Source organism: Microcystis sp. M015S2 (genome assembly GCF_020245945.1).
GTDB lineage: Bacteria > Cyanobacteriota > Cyanobacteriia > Cyanobacteriales > Microcystaceae > Microcystis.
Genome location: NZ_JADBTX010000034.1, coordinates 68,706 through 83,956 on the forward strand (window position 1 = coordinate 68,706; position 15,251 = coordinate 83,956).

Consider the following 15,251-nt stretch of genomic DNA (forward strand, 5'->3'; position numbering starts at 1 on the left):
CCTGTCCTGCTCCAGTTATAGTAGGTTGATTCATGAATCAACCTACCTGCTCCCTAGGAGGGAGATTTAGCGATCGACTGACCCCATAATAATATCAATACTGCCTAAAATCGCCATAATATCGGCAACTTTTACCCCTTTGAGGATATGAGGCAGAATTTGAAGATTATTAAAATCGGCGGCCCGAATTTTCCAACGCCAAGGGAAAACATCATCATTACCGACGATAAAGATACCTAATTCACCTTTACCACTTTCCAAGCGCACATAATGTTCACCTTTAGGAATCTTAAAAGTGGGGGCGACTTTTTTGGCGATATATTGATAGTCAAAATCATTCCAAGCTGATTTTTTCCCTTCTGCCATCCGTTTTGCTTCCAGATTTTCGTAGGGACCACCGGGTAAACCTTTCAGTGCTTGCCGGATAATTTTCACCGATTCGCGCATTTCCCGAATCCGCACCAGATAACGAGCAAAACAATCGCCGGCGGTTTCCCAATGCACTTCCCAGTCAAAATCGTCGTAACACTCGTAATGGTCAACTTTTCTTAAATCCCATTTCACCCCGGAAGCGCGCAACATCGGACCGGATAAACCCCAGTTAATCGCTTCATCTCTGGTAATGCAGCCTATCCCTTCAATACGACGGCGGAAAATCGGGTTATTAGTGATTAATTTCTCGTATTCGTCCACTTTGGGGTCAAAATAGTCACAGAAATCCACGCACTTATCCACCCATCCGTAGGGTAAATCCACCGCCACGCCACCAATACGGAAATAATTATTATTAATTAACCGCATTCCCGTCGCAGCTTCCCAGAGGTCATAAATCATCTCCCGTTCTCGGAAAATGTAGAAAAAGGGAGTTTGTGCGCCTACATCCGCCATAAAGGGGCCTAACCAGAGTAAATGGTTAGCGATGCGGTTGAGTTCCAACATAATCACCCGGATATATTGCGCTCGTTTGGGAACGGCGATATCGGCTAATTTTTCGGGAGCATTGACCGTAATCGCCTCGTTAAACATCCCTGCGGCGTAATCCCAACGACTAACGTAGGGAACGTACATGACATTAGTGCGATTTTCGGCAATTTTTTCCATGCCCCGATGAAGATAACCGATTACGGGTTCACAGTCAATCACGTCTTCCCCGTCAAGGGTGACGATTAAGCGCAAAACTCCGTGCATCGACGGGTGATGGGGTCCCATGTTTAAAACCATGGGTTCTGTTCTCGTTTCAATTTTTGCCATAGGGCTACCGATGATCCCGAAAATCTTTTTAAAGTTATTATAAGTAAACGCTTCGACAATACACAAGGACTATCGGGTATCAGTAATCAGTAATCAGTAATCAGTGATCAGTGATCAGTAATCAGTAGTCAGGAGATTATTTTTATTTATTCTCCCCACACCCCACACCCCACACCCCACACCCCACACCCTACACCCCACACCCCACACCCCCACTTCCCCGCTTGATCGAGTACAATAGAGTGTTCAGCAAAAGCGATCAGCCATTAGCTTTGATTAGTCCTTCGGTAAGAATATAAACCAGAGAAAAGAGCCATTAAGAGCGGCAATCAGCTGAAAAAGCTCAAAAACTGAATTTTAGGCTGAAGGCTGACGGTAGCTTGCTGAAAGCTGAATCCCGTTGATAATTTTTTTACTTGAATCGCCGTGGTTATCCAAATCGAATCAACTCAAAACTACGAAACCAAAACCCAAGAGATCGCTAGACAACTTTTAGCCGAAACTCGGGAAAAAAAAGGTCTTTGGTCTGCTTTACAGGATCAAATGCGTTGGGATGATAAATTACTCGATTGGGCAATGTCTAACCCCAATTTACGAGTACAATTATTCCGTTTTATTGATTGTTTACCCGCTTTACGCAGTAATGCTGAGATCGCTAATCATCTGCAACAATACCTCGGTGATGCTTCCGTAGAACTGCCCAGTGCGCTGAAAAGTATCCTCAACTTTAGTGATCCTAACTCCCTACCGGCTCAAACGGCCGCCAGTCTGATCAGTAAATCCGTAGAAACCTTAGCTCGTAAGTATATCGCCGGGGAAGACCTAGGGCAAATTACTCGCACTGTCACCCGTCTGCGGAAGGAAAAAATGGCTTTTACCATAGATCTCCTCGGTGAAGCGGTAATTACTGAAGCGGAAACCCAAGTTTATCTACAAAGTTATCTGGATTTAATGACCCATTTGGCTCAAGAAGCGACCAAATGGAATAAAGTTAGCCAAATTGATGAAGCGGACGGCGAGTTACTACCACAAGTGCAGGTTTCTGTCAAGCTAACTGCCTTTTATTCTCAGTTTGATCCCATGGATCCGATTGGCAGTAAGGAGAAAGTTTGCGATCGCATTCGCCTACTATTGCGACGCGCTCAGGAGTTAGGGGTAGCAGTCCATTTTGATATGGAACAGTACGTTTATAAAAACCTCACCCTGGCTATCCTGAAAGAATTACTCCTAGAAGAAGAATTTCGCAGTCGTACCGATATTGGCATCACCCTACAGGCATATTTAAGAGATTCTGCCCAAGATTTACAAGATTTAATTAATTGGGCCAAAAAGCGCGGTTATCCCCTGACTGTCCGGCTAGTCAAAGGCGCTTACTGGGATCAGGAAACGATTAAATCTCGGCAAAATCATTGGCCACAGCCAGTATATAACGAAAAATCGGCCACAGATGCCAATTATGAACGTATGACGCGGTTATTATTGGAAAATCATCAATATTTATACGCCGCCATCGGTAGTCATAACGTGCGATCGCAAGCCTTGTCCTGTGCGATCGCAGAAAGTTTAGAAATTCCCCGTCGTCGCTTTGAAATGCAGGTATTGTACGGCATGGGCGACCAATTAGCCAAAGCGTTAGTGAAGCGGGGTCATCGGGTGCGGGTTTATTCCCCCTACGGACAACTTTTACCCGGTATGGCCTACCTAATCCGCCGTTTATTAGAAAATACCGCTAATAGTTCCTTCCTGCGGCAAAATTTGGAGGATCGTCCCGTGGAAGATTTAATCGCAGCCCCCCGGGTTTTAGGCAATGATAACCCGATTATCACCGGGTTTCCTAATGCCCCCGATACAGATTATGCCAACGAGCAATTAAGAAATAAAGCGAGTCAAGCTCTTAATTTTGTCAAAAATTCTCTTGGTAAAACCTATTTACCCCTAATTAACGGTGAATACGTCACCACCAATGTTCAAATTAATTCCGTTAATCCCTGTAACCCGCAGGAAATAGTGGGTAAAGTGGGCTTAATTGAGGTGGAACAGGCAGAAAAAGCAATAATAACGGCGAAACAGGCTTTTCCCGCTTGGAAACGCACTCCAGTGGCTAAAAGAGCCGAAATACTGCGAAAAGCGGCAGATTTGATGGAAGCGCGACGACACGAGTTATCGGCCTGGATTTGTTTGGAAGTGGGCAAAGTTATCCAACAGGCGGATCCAGAAGTGTCAGAAGCGATCGATTTTTGCCGTTATTACGCCTCCGAGATGGAAAGACTGGATTTAGGGCATAATTTCGACGTAGCAGGCGAAAATAATCGTTATTCCTACCAACCCCGGGGTATTGCTTTAGTGATTTCCCCCTGGAATTTCCCCCTAGCCATTGCGGTGGGGATGACAGTAGCGGCTTTAGTAGCTGGTAACTGCACGCTATTGAAACCCGCCGAGACTTCCTCGGTGATTACGGCGAAATTTGCCGAGATTCTCCTAGAAGCGGGTATTCCTGCCGGAGTCTTCCAATATATCCCGGGTAAAGGTTCGCAAGTGGGGGCGCATTTAGTTAGCCATCCCGATGTTCACCTAATCGCCTTCACCGGTTCACGAGAAGTGGGCTGTCGCATCTATACAGATGCCTCTATCGTGCAAAAGGGTCAAAAACACCTAAAACGAGTTATCGCCGAAATGGGCGGCAAAAATGCCCTAATTGTCGATGAGAGTGCCGATTTAGATCAGGCCGTTGTCGGTGCGGTTAAGTCCGCTTTTGGCTACACCGGCCAGAAATGTTCCGCCTGTTCGCGGATAATTGTTCTGGAAAGCGTCTATGATAGCTTTGTTGATCGCTTTGTTGAGGCTACCAAGTCCCTCAATATCGGGCCGACGGATTTACCGAGTACAGAAGTAGGACCGGTTATCGACGAGAAAGCTCAAGCAAGAATTCGGGAATACATCGAAACTGGTAAAAAAGAGGCAGAATTGGCTCTAGAAATGCCAATTCCAGAAGTGGGTTATTTCGTCAGTCCCACCGTCTTTAAGAATGTTCCCCCTGATGCGGTAATAGCGATGGAGGAGATTTTTGGTCCGGTGGTGGCGATTATCAAAGTGAGCAATTTTGAGCAAGCTTTAGCTGTAGCTAACGGAACCGACTATGCTTTAACCGGTGGCTTATATTCTCGCACTCCTGCCCATATTAACCGAGCTACGCAGGAATTTGAAGTAGGAAACCTCTATATTAACCGGGGAATCACCGGTGCGATTGTCTCCCGTCAACCCTTCGGGGGTTTCAAGATGTCGGGGGTGGGTTCCAAAGCAGGGGGTCCCGATTATCTCTTGCAATTCCTCGAACCTCGTCACATCAGCGAGAATATTCAACGTCAGGGATTTGCGCCGATTGAAGGGGCCGATTAAGCGATATAGCTAAAATTGGTTATTATTGGGGGTTTATACCCCCAAATCTGGTTCATTTATCGGCTAAGACCCATCTTAACCCCCTATCCTTAGATTAGCTCTCTTATTCTTTGTGTGATCAGTTTAAATTATATAGGAGCGATCGATCTCTGTGTCCTTTGTGTCTCTGTGGTTCCTTCCACTCACTCACCAAACCCAATAGAACCGTTGTCTTTCTTACCCGATTTCTTGGCTGTCAACCTACTGCTATATACTTAAGTTGAAAATTGCGTCGGCCTATCAAGAAAAGACTATGACGATTGAAACCGTTGCCACAAAACCCTTTAGTGACCAGAAACCGGGGACTTCTGGATTGCGAAAATCCGTTCCCGTTTTTCAACAACCCCATTATCTGGAAAATTTTATTCAAGCTATCTTCAATACTTTAGACGGTATCGAGGGTCAAACCCTAGTTGTCGGTGGAGATGGTCGTTATTATAACCGTCAAGCTATTCAAACTATCCTGAAAATCGCCGCCGCTAACGGTATCGGTAGAATACTCGTGGGAACCGATGGTATTGTCTCCACTCCGGCTATTTCTGGGTTAATTCGCGAAAATAACGCTTTTGGCGGTATTGTTCTCTCCGCTAGTCATAACCCCGGCGGTCCGGAGGGCGATTTTGGCATTAAGTACAATATTACTAACGGCGGACCGGCCCCGGAAAATATCACCGATGCAATTTATGCCGAGACGAAGGTGATTAGCAGTTATAAAATCCTCTTAGGGGCCGATATTAACCTCGATCGCCCCGGTTCCTTTAAACTGGGAACTATGGATGTGGACGTGATCGATGCGGTCACTCCCTACGTCAAAATGATGGAAAAGATTTTTGATTTCGATCGCATTCAGACCCTACTCACTTCTGGTAAGTTTAAAATGTGCATGGATTCTCTCCATGCGGTGACGGGTCCCTACGCTTATGCTCTATTTGAACAGCGTTTAGGCGCGCCCAAAGGTACAGTATTAAATGGTATTCCCCTAGAGGATTTTGGTGGTGGTCATCCCGATCCTAACCTAGTCTATGCCCATGATCTGGTAGAAATTCTCTTTGGTCAAGAGGCCCCGGATTTTGGGGCTGCTTCCGATGGAGATGGCGATCGCAATATGATCCTCGGTCAGAATTTTTTTGTCACCCCCAGTGATAGTTTAGCTGTACTAACTGCTAACGCTCATCTAGTACCGGGCTATCAAAATGGTATCACGGGAGTGGCGCGATCGATGCCCACCAGTGCGGCGGCCGATCGCGTAGCGGCTAAACTGGGAATTGACTGTTATGAAACTCCCACCGGTTGGAAATTCTTCGGTAATTTGTTAGATGCGGGGAAAGCAACCCTTTGCGGGGAGGAAAGTTTCGGCACGGGTTCCAATCATATTCGCGAAAAAGATGGTTTATGGGCGGTTCTTTTCTGGTTAAATATTTTGGCAGTTAAAGGGGAATCTGTAGAGGAAATTGTTCGCAGTCATTGGCAAGAGTTCGGTCGTAATTTCTATTCTCGTCATGATTATGAAGAAGTCGCCTTAGAACCGGCCAAAGAGATGATGGCACGTCTCCAGAAGCTGGTTTTAGACCTTAAGGGTCAACAATTTGGTAACTATGAAGTGGAATATGCCGATGATTTTAGCTATACGGATCCCGTGGATGGTAGTGTCAGTAAAAATCAAGGTATTCGCATTGGTTTTACTGATGGTTCTCGGATTATTTTCCGTCTCTCGGGGACGGGAACTAAAGGAGCAACTCTCCGGGTTTATCTAGAAAGTTATGAACCGGACGCGAGTAAACACGATATCGACACCCAAAAGGCCCTACAACCCTTAATTGATTTAGCCGAAGAAATCGGTCAAATTCGTCAATCTACCGGACGGGAACAACCCACAGTTATTACCTAAAATCTAGGGATCAGCTATCAGTTTTTATCGGGGAATTTTTTGACCTGCTCATCACTGATAGCTACTCCTTAATTACTTTCAGTAATTGCCCTGTGGTACAATTTTTGAATTCCCGTCACTAATTTATCTAACATTGATCGATGGCTATCATGAGTCGGATCGAAACTCTGCACTTTGGTTAATAATTTCGCTTCCTGTATATCCACGTCGTCATCGCTATAGATTAAAGTGCTAATCGATGCTAGTAGATCTTGATAGATTTCCGGACTAGGATTATCGCCTAAATAGGACTCTAACCATCGATAACATTCACTGGTTTTAACTGGTTTTAGTTCCGATAATAGTGGTTTAATCTCTGGATCATCATCAAGTTTTTCCCTCACAGCTACCTGTCGTAAATAACTCCTTTCTGATGGTTGAATGACACCATCAATCCAGGCAACACCGATGAGAATTTTCAGTAATTGTTTATTTTTCATCTCACACTTCCTTGACTAACTTAGCCATAAAAAAACCGTCTTGATTATGCCGATGGGGTAACACTTCGATCGCTCCCGTTTCTGTATAGTATTCTGAGACGCACGAATTAGAGTCAGGAGTGGCCATTTTCCAATCGGGATGAGCGGCTAAAAACTGCTCGATCACTCTTTCATTTTCTAACGGATTTAAAGTACAGGTGGCATAAACTAAGATTCCCTTCGGTTTTACCCAAGTGGCAGCCGAGGCTAAAAGTTCCCCCTGTCGTTTGGCTAGTACAGGTAAATTTTCTGGTGTTTGTCGCCAACGTATATCAGGACGCTTGTGCAGGGTTCCCAATCCTGAACAGGGAGCATCGATTAGTACACGATCAGCGATGCCGCGCCACTGGGGACGATCGCGACTATCCCCTAGATGTATTTCGATCGCTTTTAAGTCTAATCTTTTAATATTGGCTTCTAACTGTCGTAAACGGGATGCCGTTTGATCACAGGCTAATATTCTACCCCGATCGCCCATTAATTCGGCAATATGAGTGGTTTTTCCCCCCGGTGCCGCACAAGCGTCGATAATTGTCTCTCCGGGCTGGGGATCGAGCAGATAAGTGACTAATTGGGCGCTAATATCCTGTAGGGTGTAATTTCCGGCTCGAAATCCCTCTAAACGCTCAATATTGCCTAAACCAGAGGTTAAACGGCAAGCTAGAGGTAATTTAAGATGATTAAAAGTTATATTGGCTGATTCTAACTCATTTTCTAGGGCTTCTCGGCTAGTTTTCAGGGGATTAATCCGAATATCGAGGTCAGGAGAGCGATTAAACCATTGACACAGTTGTTCCGTTTCCGTAACACTAAAGCGATCTAACCACAATTGCACCAACCAATCGGGGAAACTGTGGAGAATACCCAATCTAGAAGCGGTATTTTCTGGCAAAATTAAAGGATCGTCGCCATTAGCAGTTAAACGGAGATATTGCCGCAGCATTCCGTTAACCACCGCCGTTAATTTGCCTAAATGACTGATTTTAGTTAATTCTACCGCCGTATTCACCGCCGCCGATGGGGGAATCTGGGAGAGATAACGCAGTTGATAAAGACCAATATGGAGAATTCGCCGTAAATCCGGGGGTTGCTGGGCCGCAGTTTTTTTCCCCAAGCGATCGAGCAGCGCATCCAAAGTTCTTTGGCGGCGGGTTATACCATAAACAATCTCCGTTGTCAAGGCTTTGTCAAGACAATTTAAGGAACTAGCGGACAAATGGCGATCAAGAGCGCGATCAGGATAGGCGGAGGAGCGATCGATATCGCGTAAAATCAGCAAAGCCAGCTGACGAGCATTATTCATGCAGTTTCTAGACGATTGCGGAGGAATTGGCGTAAAATAGTCAGCGCCGGAATCGGGATTTCGTGACCCATATTTAACTCGTGATATTCGACGTTAACCCCCAAACCAAGCAGTAAATCTCTGGCTTGACGAGCAGCAGCGATAGGAACGACGGGATCCTGCTTACCATGAACAATTAAGACATTTTGGGGACCCTGGGGATGGGGTTCACTGTGCAGATAACCACTCAAGGAACCCAATCCCGCCAAGGGTAAGGATAAACCCACATCCAGCGTCATCGCTCCCCCTTGGGAAAAACCGGTCAAAAAAGTCCGCTCTAGGGGAATGCCGGTAGTTGCTTCTAGGGAAATAATCCAATCCTGCAATTGTTGACGACTAGCGGCTAAACCTTGATAATCGGAGGTTTCTAACGCATACCAGGCGCGTCCTCCCGGCACTTGCGGATGATCAAAGGGAGCATTAGGAAACAAAAATTGACAATCAGCCAGATCCAACATAGCCGCTAGGGGGGCCAGATCCATGGCATCCGCACCCCAACCGTGCAGCATGATCACTAGATAGCGAGCGGGATTTTCTGGGGAAGGGGGAATGACAATCGGGTTAAAAGACAGGGTTTTTTCCTCGCAATTCTCTTTTTTATCTATTCTATAGCGGTTTTCCCCGGGGTGAGATGGCTGTGGGAGAGTCTTTTCAGTGATCAGTAATCAGTGAAAAGAAAACTCCGATTACTACCCCCTTCCTCTCTCGGAGAAGGTTTGAGGATGAGGACAATTAACCAGAGTTGCCACTACTTTGGAAAAATGGTCTTAGTCGTCGTCGAGTATAGTTGTTGTCAGCAACTACTAAAATTAATTAATATATCCGCCGCTCACCGTCAAGCGGAAACTAGACAGAATGATCTGGCTATTATCACCCAACCCAGCCTTGAGCCGGTGAAAATTGGGGCTAATTGGCAATTTTTCGGCAAAAAAGTTATCTACACCTCCTAACAGGCAATTTATCCCTCGAATGAGCTACAATTATTGGTCAAACGTGGTTAATAGCGAGCAGATGCGTCGCATCGAAGGGGCGATTTTTGCCTCTGGTATGCCTGTGGCCGCTTTGATGGAAAAGGCAGCCCTGTTAACGGCACAACAGCTTAAAAAGTCCTATTCTTTGGCTAATTTCCCCAAAATTGGCGTTATCGTCGGGCCTGGTCACAATGGCGGCGATGCTCTCGTGATTGCTAGAGAATTACATCTCGCTGGTTATCAAGTATCTCTTTTTTGTCCAATCGCCAAACTCAAGGATTTAACAGCACAACAGGCTAATTATGTCAAGCATTTAGGCTTAATTTTTCAGAAAACTTTAGAATCTTTAGAGGATTGTCAGTTAATTATCGATGGTCTTTTCGGTTTTGGTTTAGAAAGGACTTTATCGGGAGAGATTGCCGAATTAGTCGATAAAATTAATAGTTGGCAAAAACCGATAATTAGTATCGATATTGCTTCGGGAATTCACACCGACACCGGAGAGGTTTTAGGCACGGCAATTAAAGCCACTCATACCTTTTGTTTGGGACTCTGGAAGCGAGCTTTTTTCCAAGATTTGGCCTTACCCTATCTGGGTAAAGTGGAGTTAATTGATATCGGAATTAGTCCCCTTGACCTAGAAACAATTTTACAAGATTCACCGCCAATTCTGAGGGTTAATCCCGATCTAATTCGCCCTTATTTACCTTTACCCCGTCCTCTACTTACCCATAAATATCAGCAGGGACATTTATTAATTATCTGTGGTTCTCGTCGTTATGCGGGGGGGGCAATTCTCACCGGATTAGGAGCGCGAGGTAGTGGTGTAGGAATGCTTTCTATTGCTGTTCCTGCTGCCCTTAAATCTTTATTAATTAGTCATTTACCAGAAGCATTAATTATCGATTGTCCCGAAACTGCCACGGGAGCTATTGCCGAACTTCCCCTAGAATTAAATAATTATCATGTCCTCGCCTGTGGTCCTGGATTAACCACAGAAAATCCTGCTATTATCGAACAGGTTTTAGATAGTGATAAACCGATTATACTCGATGCCGATGCTTTAAATATTTTGGCTCAATTGGGTATAAAAAAATTATCATCTCGCCAAAATAAGACAATTTTAACGCCTCATTGGGGAGAATTTAAACGCTTATTTCCTAACTTCTCAGGTTCTCAAGATAGGATTAATATCACTCAAGAAGCATCTCAACAAAGTGGTGCAATTGTCTTATTAAAAGGAGCCAGAACTATAATCGCCTCCCCGGAAGGTAAAATGTATATAATCCCCGAAAGTACCTCCGCTCTAGCGCGAGGTGGTAGCGGTGATGTTTTAACAGGATTAATCGGCGGATTCTTAACCCAAATGCCGGATAATCCCCCAGAAACAACCGCATTAGCGGCTTATTTACACGCTCAAGCCGGCATTTTAGCAGCCAAAGAAAGGACAGAATTAGGAGTAGATGGAGTAACTTTAGCTAATTATTTATTTGCTGCCCTTAAAGATTCGATCCCCCCTGCCCCCCTTGATAAGGGGGGTGCCGATAGGCGGGGGGATCAGAATTGATAATTATTACTGTATCTAACATTAAAATATCTTTCATAATATCCACCTAATAAACGCAATAAACGCAGAAATAAGTAGCGATCAATCTTCGTGTCCTCTGTGTCTTTGTGGTTCGTTCCATTCACTCGCCAGCAGGACTATATCTTAGAATACATAATACCCACCAAACCTAAGAGAGCCAAAATATTATTAATAGCATAAATGTACTGTATTTAAACTGAGTATTGACATTTTAGTACAAATGCTCGGACTGCCTTAACCTAGCTCTGGCGCTCCCTTCTCCGGTGCAGTCTTAAGGATAGTCGGCATTTGATAAAACATAAGGAATGTTAACCAAAACCACTTATAGTTAAGGAATTTTGATAAGTTGGAGATTGAACAAAGTATAGAAAGTCTCTAGCGCTGACAACTATGGCTGTAATTGTCCAAAAATACGGTGGTACATCGGTAGGTTCCGTGGAACGCATTCAATCGGTAGCTCAACGGGTCAAAAATACGGTAATAGCAGGAAATACCGTGGTGGTGGTCGTTTCTGCCATGGGTAAAACCACCGATGGATTGGTCAATTTAGCCAAACAGATCGCCGCCGAACCCTCGCGCCGGGAGATGGATATGTTATTATCCACGGGGGAACAGGTGACAATCGCCTTGATGAGTATGGCCCTAGAGGAAATCGGACAACCGGCCATCTCCCTAACCGGCGCTCAGGTGGGAATTGTCACGGAATCCGAACATAGTCGCGCCCGTATTTTAGAAATTAAAACCGATCGCCTCTCCCGTCATCTATCGGAGGGTAAAGTAGTTGTTGTCGCTGGTTTTCAAGGTGTCAGCGATAGCGATCAACTAGAGATTACCACCCTGGGGCGCGGTGGTTCCGATACCTCGGCCGTCGCCCTAGCAGCCGCCTTAAAAGCCGATTTTTGCGAAATTTACACCGATGTACCCGGTATTCTCACCACTGACCCCCGTTTAGTCCCCGAAGCGCGTCTTTTAGACCAAATTACCTGCGATGAGATGCTCGAATTAGCCAGTTTAGGAGCGAAAGTTCTCCACCCGCGAGCGGTGGAAATCGCTAAAAATTTCGGGGTTCCCTTGGTTGTCCGCTCCAGTTGGACAGAGGATCCGGGTACTTGGGTGACATCCCCGGCACCGAAACCGCGCACCCTGCAAGGATTGGAATTGACAAAAGCAGTGGATGCGGTGGAATTTGAGGGTAATCAGGCGAAAATCTCCCTTTTACGGGTTCCGGATCGTCCCGGTATCGCTGCCCGTTTATTCGGGGAAATCGCCCATCAACAGGTGGACGTGGATTTAATTATTCAATCGATTCACGAGGGGGACAGCAACGATATCGCCTTTACGGTGATGGGAAATGCCTTGAAAAAAGCCCAATCCGTGGCCGAAGCGATCGCACCAGTTTTACGTTCCCATCCCACTAATACAGAGGAAGCGGAAGTGATCATCGAATCTGGGGCCGCTAAAATCGCCATTACCGGCGCTGGAATGATTGGCCGGCCGGGAATTGCTGCCCAAATATTTAGCACTTTGGCCGCAGCGGCAATTAATATCGAAATGATCTCCACTTCTGAAGTAAAAGTCAGTTGTGTCATCGATGAAGCGGACGGAGAAAAAGCAATTAAAGTCCTTTGTGATGCTTTTCAACTGGAGTATTCTGCTAAAGTTGCTCATTGCGAAATCCCTAAAAATTTAGTCCCAGTACGGGGAGTGGCCCTAGATAATAATCAGGCACAAATGGCCATTCGTAACGTCCCCGATCGCCCCGGGATGGCGGCGAGAATTTTCTCGGTTTTAGCGGCAAAAAATGTCAGTGTTGATATGATTATTCAATCCCAACGCTGTCGCATTGTCGATGGTATTCCCCGACGGGATATCGCTTTTACTTTACCCCAAGCTGATGCTAATTTAGCCAAAAAAATCCTCTTAGAACTATCGGAAAGTTTGGGTTTACAGGAAGTGGTGGTTAATAATGATGTGGCCAAAGTGAGCATTGTTGGTTCAGGAATGGAAGGACAACCGGGGGTAGCAGCACGCTTTTTTGAAGCTTTAGCAAAGGAGAAAATTAATATTTTGATGATTGCTACTTCTGATATAAAAATCAGTTGTGTGGTGAATCAGGAAGATGGAGTCAGGGCCCTACAAGTGGTTCACGCCGCTTTTGGATTGGCCGGACAGGGTAAAATTGAAGTACCCGCCTAAATGAAATTACAAGTTCTATGATGGGGGTAAGAGTTGTTTAATTGTTGGCAACTTATACCCCCAAAAACCAGATAAATAAGTTAACCCTCATCACCCCGATTTTATCTATGGAACCGATAACAGTGGCGACAATTGTTGCTTTGGTATTTCAGACTACTGTAGAAAAATTTACCGAAGCTGCTCTAGAAAAAATTAATACTTTGCGGCAAATCATCTGGAATAAACTTAAAGCTAATCCTAATGCTGAAAAAGCTTTACAAGCTGCTGAAAAAGGGTCAAAAACTGATCTAGAAAAAGTAGCAGATTATTTAAAGGTTGCCATGAATGATGAAGCAGATTTTGCCGAAAAAGTCAAGGGTTTAGCAACAGAAATTCAATCCTTGAAAATTCAGGATAATAGTAGTATGAATCAGGCTAATTCTGGAGGTCAAAATTTACAGAATCAGGGTCAGGTTAGTGAAGTTTATCAAGCAGCAACTATAAACATTAATAAAACCTGACTGCAGCCGCCTGTTCAGGAACAGGTTAAACAACATCCTCACAATTTATCTAATAGTAATATTCCTAAATTTGTTGGTAGGAATCAGGAATTAATTGACTTAAAAGATAAATTACAACAATCCCAAAAGCTTGCTATATCTACCTTAACGGGAATGGGAGGCATAGGTAAAACTGAATTAGCCAGACAGTTTGGTTGGCAACAATGGCGAGAAAAAGCCTATCCTGGTGGTATATGTTGGTTAAATGTGGCAGAGAGTGATGGCGGTTTTATCGGTACTTCTATTTTAGATTTTGCCCGAGTACATCTAAAATTAACTCTACCAGATGAGGGAGAATTAGACATAAAAATTCGTTATTGTTGGCAAAATTGGTTAGCGGGAAATGTCTTAATTATTTTTGATGATGTACGGGATTATCAGCAAATTAAGGATTATTTACCACCGCAAGAGGAGAAACGCTTTCAGGTTTTAATTACCACTCGCAAGGAATATTTATCAGCGACAATTGCGACTTTTCGGGTAGAAGTTTTAAAAGAAGAAGATGCACTTGATTTATTGCGTTCCTACCTTAAAGACAACAGAATTGACACACAAATCGAGGCAGCTAAATTATTATGTCAGGATTTAGGTTATTTACCCTTGGCGTTAGAATTGGTGGCAAGGTTGCTGGTACGACGACAGGATTGGAAAATTAGCAAAATACGGCAGAAGTTAGCCGAAAAAGGCTTAGATGAGCCAATCTTAGCCAAAAATCCCAAGTTTGATACAGAAATGACTGGGGAAAGAGGGTTAAAAGCTGCCTTTAATCTCAGTTGGGAGGAGTTGAATAGCGAACCAGATGCCCAAATTTTGGCACTTTATCTCAGTTTATTCGCTCTTGCGCCCTTTCCCAAGGGAATGATTCTGGATTTATTTCCCGATGAAGATGGGGATACAGTGGAGGAATGGTTAACCGATAGTTTAGTCCATCTGAGTTTAGTTCAGGATAAGGGTGATGGTTGGTATGAAATTCATCCCCTGTTGCGTCGCTATTTTCGGGATAAGTTAGAAGCATCACCCCACGCAGAACCAGCAAAACGCCGTTATTGTGCGATTATGTCCAAAAAATCGGCAGAAATGCCACAGAATACGACTGTAGAAATCGTTGAAGAATTTAAACCTTTCCTTCTCCATCTGCAAGCATCTGTCGGGGAATATCCAGAATATATCGCTGATGAGGATTTATTTTGGTCCTATACGGGTTTAGCTTGGTATTATGAAGGACAAGGATTGTATGCTATTGCTGAACCTTACTATCAAGCTTGTTTAACCGCAACTCGAACCCGTTTAGGAGACAATCATCCCGATGTGGCAGCTTCCCTCAACAATTTAGCACACTTGTACGAATCCCAAGGCAGATACCCAGAAGCAGAACCTCTCCTTCTAGAAGCATTAGATTTGTATAAACGACTCTTAGGAGACAATCATCCCGATGTGGCAACTTCCCTCAACAATTTAGCAGCATTGTACCGTTCCCAAGGCAGATACCCAGAAGCAGAACCTCTCCTTCTAGAAGCATTAGA

The 15,251-nt window shown here is 44.6% G+C and carries 11 protein-coding genes; 7 read left to right on the forward strand and 4 right to left on the reverse strand.

The window, feature by feature from the left end:
• Positions 1-66: 66 nt before the first annotated feature.
• Positions 67-1,251, reverse strand: a complete 1,185-nt coding sequence (locus IM473_RS07800) for an NAD(P)H-quinone oxidoreductase subunit H (protein ID WP_002760089.1) — start codon at positions 1,249-1,251, stop codon at positions 67-69.
• 426 nt (positions 1,252-1,677) lie between these two features.
• Here IM473_RS07800 and pruA point away from each other — a divergent pair, with 426 nt between their 5' ends.
• On the forward strand, positions 1,678-4,647 hold the full coding sequence (gene pruA, locus IM473_RS07805) for an L-glutamate gamma-semialdehyde dehydrogenase (RefSeq protein ID WP_287658301.1): 2,970 nt from the start codon (positions 1,678-1,680) through the stop codon (positions 4,645-4,647).
• Between the two features lie 292 nt (positions 4,648-4,939).
• Positions 4,940-6,574, forward strand: a complete 1,635-nt coding sequence (locus IM473_RS07810; RefSeq protein ID WP_287658303.1) for an alpha-D-glucose phosphate-specific phosphoglucomutase — start codon at positions 4,940-4,942, stop codon at positions 6,572-6,574.
• 68 nt (positions 6,575-6,642) lie between these two features.
• On the opposite strand, the gene IM473_RS07815 is transcribed toward IM473_RS07810, so the two are convergent.
• The 3 genes from IM473_RS07815 to IM473_RS07825 are packed head-to-tail and all read right to left on the reverse strand — an operon-like array spanning position 6,643 to position 8,985.
• The gene (locus IM473_RS07815; protein ID WP_287658304.1) at positions 6,643-7,053 is read right to left on the reverse strand and encodes a tellurite resistance TerB family protein; all 411 of its coding nucleotides are present in this window, start codon (positions 7,051-7,053) and stop codon (positions 6,643-6,645) included.
• Position 7,054: 1 nt separating this feature from the next.
• The gene (locus tag IM473_RS07820; RefSeq protein ID WP_287658305.1) at positions 7,055-8,395 is read right to left on the reverse strand and encodes a 16S rRNA (cytosine(967)-C(5))-methyltransferase; all 1,341 of its coding nucleotides are present in this window, start codon (positions 8,393-8,395) and stop codon (positions 7,055-7,057) included.
• Positions 8,392-8,985 (reverse strand): alpha/beta hydrolase, encoded by a 594-nt coding sequence (locus IM473_RS07825; protein WP_353738141.1) that lies wholly within the window; start codon positions 8,983-8,985, stop codon positions 8,392-8,394. Before IM473_RS07825 ends, IM473_RS07820 begins: the two co-directional genes overlap by 4 nt.
• Before the next feature lie 171 nt (positions 8,986-9,156).
• Here IM473_RS07825 and IM473_RS07830 point away from each other — a divergent pair, with 171 nt between their 5' ends.
• From IM473_RS07830 to IM473_RS07850, 5 genes are all read left to right on the forward strand, one after another.
• Positions 9,157-9,384: a hypothetical protein gene (locus IM473_RS07830; RefSeq protein WP_287690404.1), complete on the forward strand. Its 228-nt coding sequence runs from the start codon at positions 9,157-9,159 to the stop codon at positions 9,382-9,384.
• A gap of 19 nt (positions 9,385-9,403) precedes the next feature.
• Positions 9,404-10,972, forward strand: a complete 1,569-nt coding sequence (locus IM473_RS07835; RefSeq protein WP_287658307.1) for an NAD(P)H-hydrate dehydratase — start codon at positions 9,404-9,406, stop codon at positions 10,970-10,972.
• A gap of 411 nt (positions 10,973-11,383) precedes the next feature.
• Positions 11,384-13,189 carry an aspartate kinase gene (locus IM473_RS07840; RefSeq protein WP_287658308.1) on the forward strand — a complete coding sequence of 602 codons (1,806 nt, stop codon included), beginning with the start codon at positions 11,384-11,386 and terminating at the stop codon, positions 13,187-13,189.
• Between the two features lie 44 nt (positions 13,190-13,233).
• Positions 13,234-13,689: a hypothetical protein gene (locus IM473_RS07845; protein ID WP_287690405.1), complete on the forward strand. Its 456-nt coding sequence runs from the start codon at positions 13,234-13,236 to the stop codon at positions 13,687-13,689.
• Positions 13,690-13,824: 135 nt separating this feature from the next.
• A partial coding sequence (locus IM473_RS07850) for a tetratricopeptide repeat protein (protein ID WP_287658311.1) occupies positions 13,825-15,251 on the forward strand: 1,427 nt, incomplete at its 3' end.